This is a genomic window from Shewanella sp. GutCb (assembly GCF_002836135.1).
Classification (GTDB): Bacteria; Pseudomonadota; Gammaproteobacteria; order Enterobacterales; family Shewanellaceae; genus Shewanella.
The window spans coordinates 213575-229756 of record NZ_PJBL01000106.1 but is presented as its reverse complement, the minus strand read 5'-3'; the positions used below and the strand labels follow the sequence as shown (position 1 = coordinate 229756).

16 protein-coding genes are annotated in these 16182 nt (G+C 42.1%); 4 read left to right on the top strand and 12 right to left on the bottom strand.

All coding sequences use genetic code 11. From position 1 onward, the window contains the following. Positions 1 to 30: 30 nt before the first annotated feature. From prc to CXF86_RS22435, 4 genes are all read right to left on the bottom strand, one after another. Positions 31 to 2073, bottom strand: coding sequence for a carboxy terminal-processing peptidase (gene prc, locus CXF86_RS22450; RefSeq protein ID WP_101091034.1), 2043 nt, complete (start codon positions 2071 to 2073; stop codon positions 31 to 33). Between the two features lie 33 nt (positions 2074 to 2106). After that, positions 2107 to 2745 carry an RNA chaperone ProQ gene (gene proQ, locus CXF86_RS22445; RefSeq protein WP_101091035.1) on the bottom strand — a complete coding sequence of 213 codons (639 nt, stop codon included), beginning with the start codon at positions 2743 to 2745 and terminating at the stop codon, positions 2107 to 2109. Positions 2746 to 3030: 285 nt separating this feature from the next. Next, entirely contained in the window at positions 3031 to 3489 is a 459-nt protein-coding gene (locus CXF86_RS22440; RefSeq protein ID WP_101091036.1) for a GAF domain-containing protein, read from the bottom strand. Between the two features lie 94 nt (positions 3490 to 3583). Beyond that, positions 3584 to 3865 carry a YebG family protein gene (locus tag CXF86_RS22435; RefSeq protein ID WP_102040060.1) on the bottom strand — a complete coding sequence of 94 codons (282 nt, stop codon included), beginning with the start codon at positions 3863 to 3865 and terminating at the stop codon, positions 3584 to 3586. A gap of 196 nt (positions 3866 to 4061) precedes the next feature. Between CXF86_RS22435 and CXF86_RS22430 the strand changes: the two genes are divergently transcribed. From CXF86_RS22430 to CXF86_RS22420, 3 genes are read left to right on the top strand one after another with little or no spacing between them, the layout of a single operon-like run. Further along, the gene (locus CXF86_RS22430) at positions 4062 to 4688 is read left to right on the top strand and encodes a paraquat-inducible protein A (RefSeq protein WP_101091038.1); all 627 of its coding nucleotides are present in this window, start codon (positions 4062 to 4064) and stop codon (positions 4686 to 4688) included. Continuing rightward, a complete protein-coding gene (locus CXF86_RS22425; protein WP_101091039.1) occupies positions 4678 to 5322 on the top strand; it encodes a paraquat-inducible protein A in 645 nt (214 codons plus the stop codon). The genes CXF86_RS22430 and CXF86_RS22425 overlap by 11 nt, the downstream gene beginning before the upstream one ends. Then, positions 5300 to 7924, top strand: coding sequence for an MlaD family protein (locus CXF86_RS22420; protein WP_102040059.1), 2625 nt, complete (start codon positions 5300 to 5302; stop codon positions 7922 to 7924). The genes CXF86_RS22425 and CXF86_RS22420 overlap by 23 nt, the downstream gene beginning before the upstream one ends. Before the next feature lie 97 nt (positions 7925 to 8021). On the opposite strand, the gene CXF86_RS22415 is transcribed toward CXF86_RS22420, so the two are convergent. After that, positions 8022 to 9248: a nucleoside recognition domain-containing protein gene (locus tag CXF86_RS22415; RefSeq protein ID WP_102040058.1), complete on the bottom strand. Its 1227-nt coding sequence runs from the start codon at positions 9246 to 9248 to the stop codon at positions 8022 to 8024. A 111-nt stretch (positions 9249 to 9359) separates the two neighbouring features. Between CXF86_RS22415 and rsmF the strand changes: the two genes are divergently transcribed. Then, positions 9360 to 10784 carry a 16S rRNA (cytosine(1407)-C(5))-methyltransferase RsmF gene (gene rsmF / locus CXF86_RS22410; protein WP_102040057.1) on the top strand — a complete coding sequence of 475 codons (1425 nt, stop codon included), beginning with the start codon at positions 9360 to 9362 and terminating at the stop codon, positions 10782 to 10784. 245 nt (positions 10785 to 11029) lie between these two features. Here rsmF and CXF86_RS22405 read toward each other — a convergent pair whose 3' ends face one another. Genes CXF86_RS22405 through dcd form a run of 7 tightly spaced genes read right to left on the bottom strand, consistent with a single transcriptional unit; the run spans position 11030 to position 16160 of the window. Further along, positions 11030 to 11818 (bottom strand): TatD family hydrolase, encoded by a 789-nt coding sequence (locus CXF86_RS22405; protein WP_101091043.1) that lies wholly within the window; start codon positions 11816 to 11818, stop codon positions 11030 to 11032. A 41-nt stretch (positions 11819 to 11859) separates the two neighbouring features. After that, positions 11860 to 12186, bottom strand: a complete 327-nt coding sequence (locus CXF86_RS22400; protein ID WP_101091044.1) for a PilZ domain-containing protein — start codon at positions 12184 to 12186, stop codon at positions 11860 to 11862. A 6-nt stretch (positions 12187 to 12192) separates the two neighbouring features. After that, on the bottom strand, positions 12193 to 13110 hold the full coding sequence (gene holB / locus CXF86_RS22395; protein WP_102040056.1) for a DNA polymerase III subunit delta': 918 nt from the start codon (positions 13108 to 13110) through the stop codon (positions 12193 to 12195). Between the two features lies 1 nt (position 13111). Further along, positions 13112 to 13756 (bottom strand): dTMP kinase, encoded by a 645-nt coding sequence (gene tmk / locus CXF86_RS22390; protein ID WP_102040055.1) that lies wholly within the window; start codon positions 13754 to 13756, stop codon positions 13112 to 13114. Beyond that, a complete protein-coding gene (gene mltG, locus CXF86_RS22385) occupies positions 13753 to 14760 on the bottom strand; it encodes an endolytic transglycosylase MltG (RefSeq protein ID WP_101091047.1) in 1008 nt (335 codons plus the stop codon). The genes tmk and mltG overlap by 4 nt, the downstream gene beginning before the upstream one ends. Continuing rightward, positions 14757 to 15575, bottom strand: a complete 819-nt coding sequence (gene pabC / locus CXF86_RS22380; RefSeq protein ID WP_102040054.1) for an aminodeoxychorismate lyase — start codon at positions 15573 to 15575, stop codon at positions 14757 to 14759. The genes mltG and pabC overlap by 4 nt, the downstream gene beginning before the upstream one ends. After that, positions 15576 to 16160 carry a dCTP deaminase gene (gene dcd / locus CXF86_RS22375; protein WP_101091049.1) on the bottom strand — a complete coding sequence of 195 codons (585 nt, stop codon included), beginning with the start codon at positions 16158 to 16160 and terminating at the stop codon, positions 15576 to 15578. Between the last annotated feature and the right edge of the window lie 22 nt (positions 16161 to 16182).

The following is a 16182-nucleotide window of genomic DNA, read 5'->3' as shown; positions in this document are numbered from 1 at the left end:
AAAGCGCGTTTTCTAATTCAGGATGAATCACTATTTTTGATTCTTCGCTACTTTCTCTACGTCGACTAAATCGAGTGTAATGTAAGCAGTTTCATCAAGAAATGCATCTGTTTTTTCAGTGTCATCTTCAATATCGTCTAACGATTTAACAATCTCTAGACCTTCTCGAACTCTACGCTCATTGACACGATCAAGTTGCTTCTTATCATTTTCATCACGTTCAGCGAGTCGTTCACTTTCGACCAATGAAACGGTCTTGTCGTTATGACTCTCTTTAAACTCCGCTATATCTTGGAAGATATAACTGAATTCAACGTCAGTCTTAATTCTTTGCTGATGTTTACCATCAAGATTCTGAATTAACTCTGGGTATATTTCATTTAACGTACCGTATTGAGCAACAGGTACCTTATCCCACGGCAGTGCATTTTCTTCTTCAGCCTCGCCATATTCACCAGGCGCTAATGCACTTGGGAACGGAATATCAGGGGTTACCCCTTTAAGTTGAGTGCTACCGCCATTGATCCGGTAAAACTTTGCGATAGTGTACTGTACATGGCCAATAGGCTTCTCATACATATCGTATATACGGCCAAGTCCTTTATGCTGTTGCACAGTACCTTTACCAAAGGTAGATTCACCTACAATCAACGCGCGGTCATAATCTTGCAGCGCTGCAGCAAAAATTTCTGAGGCTGATGCACTGTAACGGTCTACCATCACGGTTAAAGGACCGTCATAAGTCACCCTTCCGTCATTGTCTCTATTTTGCGAAACTCGACCATTAGCGTCACGTATTTGTACAACAGGACCTTGTTCAATGAACAGACCGGTAAGCAAAGTTGCTTCTGTTAACGCACCGCCACCATTCCCGCGCAGGTCAATAATAATCCCTTCAACTTTTGCCTCTTTCAGCTCAGCAAGCTCTTTAGAAACATCCTTTGAAAGGTTCATATAAAAACCAGGGATATGGATGACGCCCACTTTACGATTAGCGTAAGGACCTTCTGTAGGTTCAACAACCTTTGATGTCGCTGCACGGTCTTCTAGTCGTATTTTATCTCTAACAATTGTTAGTTCAAAAGGCTTGGCACTCGATCCGCCTTTATTTGGCAAGATCTCTAAAACAACCTTACTGCCTTTTGGTCCTTTAATTAACTCGACTACATCGTCTAAACGCCAACCGATAACGTCAACAACGTCTTCACCTTCTTGGCCAACACCAACGATCTTATCTTCTGGTGATAACTTCTCACTTGTCGCCGCTGGACCACCTGCTACTAAGCTCTTAATAATCGTGTAATCGTCATCGACTTGAAGCACCGCACCAATACCCTCTAGGCTCAAATTCATTTCCATTTGGAAACGTTCAGCATTTCGAGGAGATAAGTAGCTAGTGTGGGGTTCTACCGTTCTTGCAAATGCGTTCATCACCCCTTGGAAAACATCTTCACTGTGGGTTTGACTCAGACGCTTAATTGAATTGTTATATCGCTTCGATAAAACAGTAACTATTTCATCCCACTTTTTGCCTGTGAGTGAAAGATTAAGCGCATCATATTTGACTCGCTGACGCCAGAGTTCATTTAACTCAGCTTCATTTTTAGGCCAAGCAGCATCTTTACGATCGAATTCGTAAGCATCGCCGACGACATCAAACTTCATCTCTTTATCTAGCAGAGAAAGTGCATAGGTAAACCGTTCATAGCGACGCTTTTGAATGACTTCAAACATTGAATATGCTTGCTGGAGATTGCCACTTTTTAACATTTCGTCAAATTGAGTTGAATAAGCCATAAAGCTATCAACATCGGATTGCAATAACACATTCTTACGATAATCTAATTGCTTAAGATAACGCTCGAAAACTTGCTTTGAGAACGCATCGTCCATTTCAAAACGATGGTAATGTGATCGGGTAAACAAACCAGTGACGCGTTTACTCGCCACCTTATGTTGGGGTTCCTGCTTTAAAGCAGGTAACTCGCTGAATTGAATAGTAGGGCTAACAGCCCACGCCGAGAATCCTACAAAAATACTGGCGATAGATACAGCCAGAGACATTTTCCGCATCAACAAGTTACTCCTTTACATGCTTTTAAACCATTACAGTAGTATGTATTCCGCTTTAACTTTAATCGTTAAACCTGAATCTAGCTGAACTTGAACATCTTCTTTTTTGATATCCAAAATAACACCAGCTACTGGCGCCTTACCTAGTTTGACATTTACACGTTGATTTTTCTTCAACTCAGCCAATACTGCAGGCGTTAAAATTGCTACCGCGACTTTCTCTTTTGCAGGTTTTGCGTTAGTAGCCGCTTTCGGTCTTCTCGCAACCGGTTTTTTAGCTGGCTTGTTAGCAGTAGCTGAAGGCGCTGGAGTTTTACCTGCCTTCGCTATTCTTTTTGCTTTCGCTTTTTCCTGACTTTCTTTAAGTGTAGCTTGAGCATGGTCAACGTGCTCTTGTTCTAGCTCACCACAAGAATTACCATCTAAATCGATACGGTGTGCACCGGCTTTCACACACTTAAGGTAACGCCAGCTACTTGTGTATCTTCTTAAAGCGATTCTTAGTTGAGTCTTACTGACTTTAGAATCATCAGCTAACCTTTCCGCTAAATCTTGAAACAACCCGATTTTTAATGGTTTCGTTTCACCTTCAGCAATAAAGCATAAAGGAAATGTTTCATATAAGTACGCAAGAATAGCGTTGGTATCGGTCAACTTTTCTGTTGATTCCATCTTTACTTCCACAGTTTAAAAAAGGGACACCACCAAAAGAGTTTATCTCTCTCATTGATTTACGTGTCGTTTATATTTGTCTGATTATGACCTAAAGCACAAATTAATAATGATTAATTTATATTTTTAGTGCCAAAATCAAACCTACCTTAGCAACAACCTATCATAAACGCTATTGATTCGCTTTAGCGAATAATCACGATTTGAAATTTCATTGCTCAAACCGCTCATTATAGAGACGCACGAAATGATTGCGACCACCAATTAGCAATAATTGGTCGTAGATTAACCAAATAGGCAGTTTTCGAGACTTTTAACCATCGTTTCCACACCACGCTGGTCAATTTCATCAAATCTTGATAACGAAGGGCTATCGATATCGAGTACTCCGATAACAATACCATCTCGCCTAAAGGGCACAACTAATTCTGAAACACTGGCAGAATCACACGCAATGTGTCCCGAAAATTGATGTACGTCGGCAATTCTTTGTGTTTGATTTTTTTCCACTGCTGTGCCACAAACACCTTTACCTACCGGAATACGGGAGCAAGCAACTTTCCCTTGAAAAGGTCCAAGTACTAACAGATCATTCTTTAATAGATAGAACCCAACCCAATTAAGGTCAGCTAAGTTGTCATTTAACAACGCTGAAAAATTGGCTAAAGCGGCAATTTGATCATCTTCACCCGTCAGTAAAGCGGTAACCTGACGGTTTAATGTGTCATAAAACGACGCAGTCATAAATATCCTTTAACAGTTCCATCAATTAAAACAAATAAATTCGTCGCATTTTACCAACAAACAATCAATTTCAAACAGACTATTTTCGACTTTTTTAGTTTGAATCAGTCTTTTTAGATACTTTTTTAGCGGGTGTACTTTTTTCCGGTGCACTACCTTTCAGCAAAGATTGCAGCTCATCTTTATGTTGCGCCAAATAAAAACCAATTTTTTCAATATCATTATCTTCGAGTCCTAGTTCAGATTTACTTAGAAAAGGGATCAAGTTGTCAGCGACATCAAGCATCTTGTCGTAGGCATCAGCCTCCTTCTTCGATGTAAAAGTCATCTTTTCAACCCCTTCTCTAACTACGACAAATTTTGTTATAACGGCCATAATTAACCTCACACTGTTTTTATATACAGTAAAGAGTCTCACACATTGAAGTTCTTATGCAAGTTTTCTTGAAAATCTGGTAGGCTTATCAATATAAGGACTCTGTATTAATCAATTGCCTACGCATAAATTGAGTTCAATATCACGATAAAGCTTTTTCTTTAACTTTGTACGTTTTATAGAGGTTTTAATTCTTATGACATCGGACGCGCTAGATAATAGTGTTACTTTATGTCGGTCTTGTGACCTCGTCATCAGAAAGCGTGCATTGCCTACAGGCGTCAGAGCCCTTTGTCCACGCTGCCACACCCAGCTCTATGACACACCATATTGCTCATTAAATGGCATGCTAGCACTGTGTATTACCGCAATAATATTTTTCTTCCCTGCCAATACCTACCCAGTGCTAGAATTAGAATTTCTTGGTAGCATGCGTACCACAACGGTATTAGAAGGCGCTTTAGCAGTATACCAACAAGGCTACTGGATTGTTGCCATTGCAGTAATGACTGCCGCAGTAATTGCACCAGGCATTCTACTTATGTCTATCTTGATACAAATCGTTATCATAAAACATGGATTGCAGCATCGTCTATTAAGGTCAATATTAAAGCAGGCATTAAAACTACAGGGATTGCTGACACAACTCACAATGCTCGAAATTTACGTCATTAGCTTTTTAGTGGCCGCTTTCAACCTTGCCGACTTTGCTACAGTTTCATTTGGTTTCGGCACCTTCTGCTTTACAATGCTGTTTATTATGAATTTATTCCTTTTAAGAGAGTACGATTTGGAGCATATGTGGAGTTTTCTTGAAAAGTAACCCAAACGAATCCACATTAGGTAAGCAAATAGGCCTAACATGTTGCCCAACATGCAATAAGGTTACCTGTGCTGAATCAGCTTGTTGCAGTCGCTGTGATACCAAACTCGTTATTAGAGATTATGGGAGTTTACAAAAAAGCTGGGCTTTGTTAATCACAGCCGCGATTTTACTCATACCCGCGAATCTATACCCGATAACGACGCTTACAAATCAGGGGCAAGTCACTCAAGACACTATTTTTTCGGGTATCGCACACCTTGTAAAAACAGATATGATCCCTATAGCAATCATATTATTCACGGCGAGTATTTTGGTGCCATTATTAAAAATAATTGGCCTTACCATATACTTAACCGCGATCAGTTTTAAATTACCTATTTCAAAAAAGAATTTGATGATAGGTTTTCATATTATTGAATGGATAGGCCGTTGGTCTATGCTCGATCTTTTCGTTATTTCGTTAACCGTTGCCGTAGTTAATATGGGGCAATTACTAGATGCGAAACCCGCACCGGCTGCTACTGCATTTGCCTTGGTCATTTTACTGACGCAACTGGCAGCAAAAGTAATTGATACGCGTTTACTCTGGGACCGACTGGAAACAAAAAATGACTCAAGTACAAACACCTAAAGTCGTAAAGAAAAAACTGTTCTCGCCTATTTGGTTATTGCCCATTATTGCGCTCGCGTTAGGCGCTTGGCTTGGCGTAAAAAGCATCCGAGAATCAGGTGTAGAAGTGAGAATTCATTTCCCAAACGCTACCGGAATGGATATTGGTAAAACACTGGTTAAATACCAAGGTTTAACTGTAGGAAAAGTGGCCGATATCAGTATTGATGATCAACTACAAGGTGTGAATGTCGATGTATTAATGGACTATCGCTCTTCGCCTTTTATCAATAAAGGGACTAAATTTTGGTTGGTGACGCCGAAAGCTTCAATCACAGGCATCGAAGGACTAGACACTCTATTTTCAGGTAACTACATCAGCATTTTGCCCGGTGAAGGTGAATCACGTTCATTTTTTGAAGCTGAAATTACCGCCCCCGTTATTACCCCTGGTAATGAAGGCCTTATTGTCAACATAACCTCGGATAAGCTAGGGTCTTTAGACGTTGGCTCACCGCTCTTTTATCGTCAAATTCCCGTGGGACAAGTCGTTGGATACCGCTTAGACAATAGCCAAAAAATCATTGTAACGGCGTTTATTCAGCAACAATATGCCAGTTTAGTCAAAGTTGATTCACAATTTTGGAATGTATCAGGGATCAGTATTGATGCATCACTTTCAGGGATAGAAGTTCGCAGTGAAAGCCTCGCCTCCATCCTAGCCGGTGGTATTAGTTTTAGCTCTAGTGATCATTCTGACGCGGCTCAGAACCAACATGAATTTTCTTTATACGACAGTGAAGAGCAAGCATTCGGTGGTGTAGAGTTGATGCTTACGGCGACGGGATCTGAATCCGTATCAAAGCACACGGCAATTATATTCAGAGGCATTAAAATTGGCCATGTCACTGATAAAATATTGACGGATGATGGAGTCAGTTTACTTGTTAAAATTGACAGCCAATATAGTGAGCTACTCGCTGGCAGTTCGTCATTCTGGCTAGAAGGCGCAGATATCTCTCTCAATGGTATAAAGCACCCTGAAAGATTATTGACCGGCAGCGTGATTAACTTTACTCCAGGTACTGGAGAGCCACTTCAGCAATACCCACTGTTAACTGACCAACCGCAGCCTTTAAATACGCAAAAACTGGCTTTAACGTTACATTCCGATACAAACCCGGGTATTTCCGCGGGTGCTGAACTGCGATTTAAACAGATAAAAATAGGCACTGTGTTGTCTAGCCAACTCAATGCTGCGTTAACAGAAGTGGAATATAACATTGAAGTCGACGCTGATTTTAGCTCGCTTGTCACTAAAGACAGTTACTTTATCGCCGAGTCGGCATTATCTATTGAGGCTGACCTTGGAGGCGTTGCCGTTAAAACACGTGATTTAAATACTTTTAGCCTTGGAGCATTAAGCTTAGTCAGAAGTAGTAATAATCAGCAGATCGCTAAGGGTGCATCATTAAATGTGTTTGCCAACAGCAGCGACGCTAAAAGCTTCTTTAAGAATAAGCAGCGAATCAATAAGCAGCTCACCAGTAAAGACGGAGCGGACGTGATTAAAGGTTCGCCAATTTATTATAAAAAAATGCAGATTGGTCAAGTAGAACAGGTCGAATGGCAGCGTAAAGAGAATAATTTCATCATCGATATCAGTATCCAAAAATCATTTGCCAGTTTACTCAACGACAAAACGGTATTTTGGCGTAATAGCGCATTATCAATAAACGCCAGTCTAAACGGTATCGAAGTTGAAGTCGCACCACTTCAAGCTGCCATTAAGGGTGGGATCACATTGGGGTTACTCGATAGTCCAGTGCTAGACAATGGTAAACACCTATACGATTCAAAATTTCTCGCCTTGAGTCAGTCAACAACAATCGCATTAACCTTCCCTGCCACGGTTAAATTGGAGAAAAAAGCACCCATCCGTTATTTAGGCCACAAGGTGGGTGAGGTTCACTCTGTGGTACTGAGTAAAGACCTATCTGAATTAAACGTAGAGGCTTACCTTTATGGTGATTATGCCGCCAGCTTTAATCAACAAGATGCTAGTTTCTCGATTGTCGATGTCAGAGTGTCTCTAGCAGGAATTGAAGCGCCAGAAACCATCCTAACAGGGCCCTATATTTCAGTGTTTCCAGGGGTGAGTGCTCAAACATCATCAGAGTTTATCGGTTTAATTGAAAAGCCGTTTCATAATATTAATAACGCGCTCACCTTCGTCATCAGCAATGATAATTTGGGTTCGATCAATAAAGGCACCGCCATATTCTTCCGTGGTATTAAAGTCGGTCAAGTTGATGAATACAGATTGATAGCAGATGGCACCAGCGTTGAAATGACAGTACACGTAGATAACCAGTATCGACACCTTATTAATAACACCAGTGTATTTTGGGATCTTTCCGGGGTAAAAGTTGATGTAGGTCTTTTCTCTGGAGCCCAAATTGAAACGGGGTCTCTAGAAACTATTCTTGCCGGTGGCATAGGCTTAGCGACCAAAGAGATTACCAGCTCGGATAACATGATTAATACCGACTACCGCTTTTCTCTTAGCTCAACAGTAGATCCACTTTGGCTTGAATGGGCGCCTAAACAAACGGCTCAATAGAGCCTGAGACATTGAATCTCTTTAAAAAGACGCTGCTCTTCGGTAGCGTCTTTTGATGTAATAACTATCGTTATGTACCCAAGTCACTTAGAGATCATTAACCATAAAACTGGTAACAAACAATAATAGCTGCCGAAATACCGGCGAGATCAGCAAACAAACCACACGCTAATGCATGCCTTCCATTGCGAATGCCTACCGCGCCAAAATACACAGCCAGTACATAAAAAGTGGTTTCAGTACTGCCCTGTAAAATAGCTGCCAACCGCCCAGCAAAAGAATCGACCCCATAATGCTGCATTGTCTCTAGCATCATCGCCCTCGCCCCTGAACCACTAAACGGTTTCATGATTGCGGTTGGCATTGCATCAACAAAACGTGTATCCCCGCCAGCAAATGCGACGAGTCCAGCTAACAGTTCTAAAGCGTAATCTAACGCACCAGAGGCGCGTAACAAAGCAATAGCAAGTAACATTGCAAGCAGGTAGGGAATAAGCTTTATTGACTGAGAAAATCCCTCTTTAGCACCTTCAATGAACTCATCATAAACCGCCACTTTTCTAAGTCCTGCAATCAACACAAAGCTGAAAATGAGTAACAGCAAAATACCATTGCCCATTGCGGTGCTCACCTCCCCTATCGCTGTTACTGTTAGGGTCGACAAATAAAACATCAGCGCCGTTAACGTCGCTAAAATACCTGCTGCATAAGCAATAACAACAGTATTGATAATTGATAGACGCTGCACAATGGCCACAGCCAAGACCCCGGCTAACGTCGATGCAGTCGTCGCTAACAAGATGGGCAGAAATATATCTGCAGGTGCGACCGCACCTTGCTGCGCCCGATATAGAAATACCGTGACGGGCACCAGCGTTATAGAAGAAGTGTTGAGCACCAAGAATAATATTTGAGCATTGGTCGCGGTATGCTTTACCGGGTTTAATGTCTGTAAGTCCTGCATCGCTTTTAACCCTAACGGGGTTGCTGCATTGTCTAGACCAAGCATGTTTGCCGTAAGGTTCATGGTGATACTGCCATAAGCGGGGTGTCCACGTGGCACCTCAGGCATCAACCTCGATAATAGCGGCTCGAAAGCACGAGAGAAAAATGCTACAACCCCCGCTTTTTCACCAACACGCATCAGTCCCATCCACAGACAAAGCACACCTATCAATCCTAATGCTATTTCAGCTGCCAGCCTTGCACTCGAAAAAATGGCTTCAACACTATGACTCAGTACAACGACATTACCGTTCAATAGCTGGATAAATATTGCGGCTAACGCTATAGCAAAAAAGCCAAACCAAATCTTATTTAGCACTGAAGTTCCTTTCCTTATCTAGTACAACGCGACGCAGTTCTCTACATGTGCTCCCACTATATCGCTGTTTAGGGTTATAATCTGAATACTTTATCGCATTATCTTCGGCATATGGCTCATTTAAATCAGAATTTTATCAGTAGCATTGAACAAGATCTTCCATCTCACCTTACCATGGAAGACTTTATCCGTTTCAGCAACAAGCCACTGCGGCCCTCTATACGTATTAATACGCTAAAAATATCAGCAGAAAATTTCATCGCATTGATGACGCCTAAAGGCTGGAATTTCACCCCAATACCTTGGTGTGAACACGGCTATTGGATTGAACTGAGCGTTGGCATACAACTCGGCAATACCATTGAGCATTTACAAGGGCTGTTTTATATTCAAGAAGCCAGTTCAATGTTGCCCCCAACGGCACTCATTACCGAAGGGCAAAACTGTACCAAACAATATGTGCTCGACATGGCATCAGCCCCTGGGTCAAAAACAACACAAATAGCAGCTCTGATGAACAACAAGGGATTACTTGTTGCTAATGAGTACTCCGCTAGTCGAGTTAAAGTCTTACATGCCAATATAGCGCGAATGGGTGTTTCTAATTGCGCGCTAACTCATTTTGACGCCCGTGTGTTTGGCGAGTACTTGTTTGAGACGTTTGATTCCATATTACTCGATGCACCATGCAGTGGTGAAGGCACCATTAGAAAGGATCCCGATGCCTTAAAAAACTGGGATAACAATGATGTTAAAGGCATCGTAAACACGCAGAAGGAATTAATAGACTCAGCTTTTCAATCACTAAAACCAGGGGGTGAATTAGTTTACTCGACCTGTGCTTTAAGTCGAAAAGAGAATCAAGATGTTTGCGCTTATTTAAAGGAGCGTTATTCTGATGCTGTTGAGTTTGTTAATTTATCATCACTATTTCCTGGTGCAGAGAGAGCTTGTACTGAAGAAGGCTTTTTGCATGTATGGCCGCAAATATATGATAGTGAAGGTTTTTTTGTCGCTAAAATAAAAAAGGTATCCAGTGTAGAAAGGCTATTACCTGAACCCCGAAAGCAAAAAAACTTCCCATTTGAGAAGGCCTCAGCAAAACAGGTCGAAGCACTAGCCGACTATCTTGAGACTTCCTTTAATATCATTGTGGCCAATGAAGCGGATATCTATGTTCGCGATGCCGAATTATGGCTTTTCCCTAAGCCCTTTCAGGCTCTTATCGGAAAAATGCGTTTTCAACGTATAGGGATCAAGCTGGCTGATACCTTAAAGAAAGGCTTTAAAGTGAAGCACGAAGCGATTTCGGCATTAACGACACCAACAAGCGTTGCGTTAACTGATGAAGAGGCGCAAACGTTTCTGATGGGACGTGATATCGCATTGATTGAAAAAATTAAGCCTCAAGGCGAAACTATTGTCAGTTATGCAGGTTGTTCTTTAGGTGTCGTTAAACACCTTGGTAATAAGCTAAAAAACAATCTTCCCAGAGACTTAGTCAGAGACAAAATTGCTCGCTACCCAACATTGTAATTTTTATTAGTATTGATAAAGCGTTTAATAAAAAAAGTAGGCCTAAATACAAATGCTCTACTACACTCTATTACATTAGTTTTACTGAATTGAGTAATAGCAGATTTTAACCGTAAAGGTTATCAACAGTAGCGCACGGCTCTTTAAGAGCCATTCCCCTAGACCCAGAACAATTGGAATAGTTTTGGGTCTCTTTTTGCCTAAAATTTGTCGTTAAAAGTACTGAAGGGAAATCACCAATGTGGTTATCTTCCGACTATACGCGCCGCATCTTTGAACAAGTTAAAGAAGTTCTCAGTCGTATACTCAGCAACATCAGAGTATTTTTCGCCCCTGAGCTCGGCAACAAACTCAGCAACATCACGCACAAAAGCGGGTTGATTCTCTTGGCCTCGATGAGGCACAGGTGCTAAATAAGGAGAATCGGTCTCTACAAGTAGTCTATCTTTAGGGACTTTCCTAATGACGCTACGCAGATCACCTGCATTCTTGAAAGTGACAATACCTGAAACCGAAATGTAAAAGCCCATATCAATTGCAGCTTTCGCCATTTCCCAATTCTCAGTAAAGCAGTGCAATACGCCACCGACGGTGTCTGCATTGCCGCGCTTGAGAAAATTAATGGTATCTTCCCTTGCATCACGGGTATGAATAATCAGTGGTTTTTTGACTTTAACGGCGAGATCTATCTGTTGTTCAAAACATGATTGCTGTAACGCTTTAGTTTCATTGGCATAGAAATAATCTAAGCCTGTCTCTCCTATCGCCACCACTTTTTCATCGCGTGCAAACTGCTCTATCTCTTCAACATTTAATCCGTCTTGCACATCGAGCGGGTGCACTCCAGCAGACAGAAAAACCTCATCAAATGAAGCCATTTTTTGCTTCATCTCTAGAAAACCTTGCTGCCTAACGTTTACGCACAAAAAATACGCGATATCACGCGCTTTGGCTGCATTAATAATGTTGGTTAATGCATCTTGATCGGGGGCAGTTTTGAGGCGGTCTAAATGACAATGTGAATCGATAAGCACTGGAGAGTCCTACTTTCTAAAAGGAGAGCAAGTCTACCGAGCTACATGGTGCAGGTCAAATTTCCAGATGCTAGTTCTGCAGAAAGCAGCTTTTCAATGTGGTGTTTGTGCATGTCTGGCTCGGAAATGATTTTGACCCCGATACCTGCAGGCCGTCCGCCAGAGGCGCCTAAAGGGTTAATCCAAACCACGATGCCCTCAAACTGCATTCTTTCCGTTGAACCAGGCAGGTGATAAGCCACGGACAGCGATTGTCCAAGGAAAAAACTCTCTGTAGTGCCAACAAATAAGCCCGCTGGTTTTATAAAAGGCATATAAGCCCTGTATAGTTGATGCAAGGTATCAAAGTTGACAACAAGATTAGTCATAATTATTTAGCGGTCCAATAACGTAACGTATTCAATGATTATGCCTTCAAACAATCCCAATACATTCACGGTTGGCATGACTGATAAGCGTACTTCTTGCTGCATGATCTTAGCTGCAAAAGTGGCGAGTGATGAGCGGATCAATGGATCCATGGTCTGATCTTTTACAAGCTTTCGATGCAGCACAAGATATAAAACCTTAATCGCGTCAGAAACTTGCTTCTCATTCACATTTTGTAAACTAGCACAGAGCTGAGCTGACGACAAACTTTGTATCCAACCTTTTCTGAAGTCCAACAAGCTCTGGTAACGGCCACTTTCGATAGCTGACACTATCGCTAATGGTCCACCGACGACGGGTAAACACCAGCTGTAATCATCAGCCACCTTTAGTTCTTCATTAAGCCAGCTCTTTACCTCCAGTCTTGAAGGGAGCCTGACTTGGATCCGTTGGCAGCGGCTGCTAATCGTCGCCATTAACCGACTAGGTGAATTTGCCTGTAAAAAAAGAAGGGTGTCTTTACCTGGTTCCTCTAAGGTTTTAAGTAATGCATTTGCAGAAGCTTGATTAAGGCGTTCACAATTAAGGATCACAGCGATTCTGCGGCCACCTTGCTGAGCAGTAGTGGTCAGTTTCTGGCATAACGCCCGGATTTGATCAACTTTAATCTGTGCACCATCGGCTTCAATTTTATAAAAGTCAGGATGACTACCCGCTTCTATTAGCTGACACGCTTTACAAAACCCACAAGCGCCAGAAATCCCTACTTGACTGCATAATGACGCTTTAGCAAGATCTAACGCTAACACTTCACCGCCATAACCGGCGTCTAGTCCAATGAGATAAGCATGTGCGACTTGTTGACGGCCTAATTGCGCTTGAAACTCATCGCTTGCGCCCTGCAACCACGGTAAATACTGCATATTACCAAGCCTGATCTTGAAGTACTGCAATGATATCTTTATGCACTGCCGCCATACTCTGGCTCGCATCAACGATCATAATAGAATCATCGTTGTCAGCATAAGACAAAAACGTCGCTCGGGTTCGGTTAAAAAACGCAATCTCTTGCTGCTCGATTCGGTCCAACTCGCCACGGTTGGCAGCGCGAGCTAAACCCAGCGTCGGGTCAATATCGAGGTAAAGCGTTAAATCCGGTTTAAACCCTTTTAAAGTCGCCTCACTAATGGCCGAAACCAATGGCATTAAACCACGCCCACCGCCTTGATATGCAAGCGATGAAAGGTTGTGCCTATCACCCAGTACCCATTTCCCCTCTGCAAGAGATGGCTTAATCACATTCGCGACCAATTGAGCTCTGGCGGCATAAAATATGAGGCATTCAGCTTCATCGCATAATGGGTCAGACTCATTGGCAATTTTGACTAAATCACGCATCTGTTCAGCTAAAGGCGTACCGCCTGGCTCGCGGGTGCATACCGGCGCTTGGCCAGTGTGTTTTTCAATAAAATCGCGTACTAATGCGATTGCACTGGATTTACCAGCCCCTTCAAGCCCTTCTATGACAATAAACTTTGCTTTTTTAGCCACGGTTGATTCAGTGTTCATCGATTTCTCTGATATTTATTCACTGCTCGGTTATGTTCTAACAGTGTTTTTGAAAATACATGGCTACCATCATTTTGTGAGACAAAATAAAGGTAATTAACATCAGCTGGATTGGCTGCTGCATGCAAGGCCGCAAGACTCGGAGCGGCAATTGGCGTTGGTGGTAGCCCGTTAATTCTATAAGTGTTAAAAGCCGTTTGCTCGCGCAGATCTTTACGGGTGATATTACCTTGGTAACGTTCCCCCATGCCATAAATGACCGTAGGATCAGTCTGCAAGCGCATGCCTTTGCGCAAACGATTAATAAAGACCGCAGATATCCAGGGTCTTTCACTCGCTTTACCCGTTTCTTTTTCAATAATTGACGCGAGTATTAATAGTTCATACGGTGACTTAAGCGGTAAGCCTGCTTGCCGACTGTCCCATGCCTTTTCAAGTTCTACTTGCATCTTGCGATAGCTTTCTCGCAATAATGTGTTGGCAGAACTGTGTGCCCTGTAATGGTAGGTATCAGGGAAAAACTTCCCTTCTGGCAATCCGGAATTATCACCATTATTCATTAATATATTGGTAAATAGCGCGTCGTCAAACCTTAACTTTTGTTGCTCTGATAATTGCACCCGCCACTCTTTTACGGTTTGCCCTTCCAGTAACGTCAGCGCAAATGATTTTTCATTTCCTGCCACTAGCTTTTCAAGCAAACTGTTGACAGTCTCTTGTGGAACGACTTCGTATAAGCCTGACTTTATTTGTGCTAATGCGGGGTTAAGACGCACTAACCACTTTAATTTCCAACCCTCTTCTATTAACTTTTTCTGGGTTAATATGTTGGTAAACTGATTAAATGATGTGCCTCTTTTAATCTCTAATTCTTGTGCGTTTACGACATTGAGTTGTGTTTGACCAAACGTCATTAACGTTTGGTAACCCCAATAGCCACCCACTGCGGTAATGGTGAGTAGCGTAAAACTTGTTGCTAGAAAACCAATTAAGAATTTTTTCATAATGTCAGATCAAGCTGCTCTCTTAATAATGAAGTGTAAGGCGCTATTTTAAAGGACTGTTGGTCTATTTTATTGATATCAACAACCCCGAGTAAACTGTTGGTCATGAAAACATGTTTCACTTGAGACAGTATATCAACATTTATTTCAGTCACCGATACCGAAAATTTCATCTCTAGCAATTGATAAATCACTTGTTCTCTCATCATGCCCGCCACTCCGGCATAGGAAAACTGAGGTGTTATGATGCCGGCATCGGTTTCAAAAAACAGATTAGCCATTGAAGATTCGATAATATTTTTATTGCTATCAAGTACTAACCAGTCATCGATCCCATTGGCTAAAGCAACCGACTTAATTAACACTTGCTCAAGTCGATTACAGTGCTTAATGCCCGCCAAGCGAGGTTGCCTTGCCAGTAACACATCCGATGATTGTAAGCTGATGCCCGTTTTTTGCCAATGTTGGTAAATATCAGGGAAAGGATGAACGGATACGATTTCAGTTATCGATGGGTTTGAATTTGGCGGCGTATAGCCACGTCCACCCACACCACGAGACAATAGTATTTTGAGGCATGACTGAGGGTTATCTTTAGCGCACTGCAACAACCGCTCTCTCAGCGCCGCTGTTGGTTGCCATTGAAAGCCTAACCGCTGTGCGCCTTGGGTTAATCGCAAAAAGTGAGATTCAATAAATTGAATCTCACTTTTGTTGACTCGCATTGTTGCAAATAAACCATCGCCGTAGGCTAATCCCCGATCAAGAGGACTAATAGTGGCATCAGGTTGTCCATTAACCCAAACTACCGACATTTAGTTATCCTGGCTAATTCTGCTAGCGACTGCGTTTTGCTGATCTTTGTACTTTGCACTCTTACGTTTATTGTAAGGTCTAGCAACAGGCTGAGACAAACGTTCAAAGTTAAGCGCGCCGATCGTCATATTAGGCTTAAGAGCCAATGGCAATTTACCACTGTTAAAAAACTCTAATACGATTTTTCCTTGCCAACCCGGATCAATGCGATGCGCGGTAACGTGGACCATTAACCCTAAACGGGCCAGCGATGAACGACCATCTAACCAACCGACAATATCTGCTGGTAAAGTAACTTCCTCATGAGTGACCGACAGTGCAAGTTCACCTGGATGCAAGAAGAATGATTGATCTTCTGCTATCACAATGGTTTCACTCATTACTCTATCAAGTGCTTGCTGCATTTCTGCACTCGGGCCGCTTAAATCAATAAAAGGGGCAGTGTGATCTTTAAATACGCGAAATTCATTGCCTAATTTAACGTCAACACTCACACCACTTATCGCCTCAGCGCAGGGCCGAGGCTCCATAACGATAGTGCCATTATCTAAACATTCTTCAATTTCAATATCTGTCAAACGCATAATCGTTAAGGTCCCTTATACT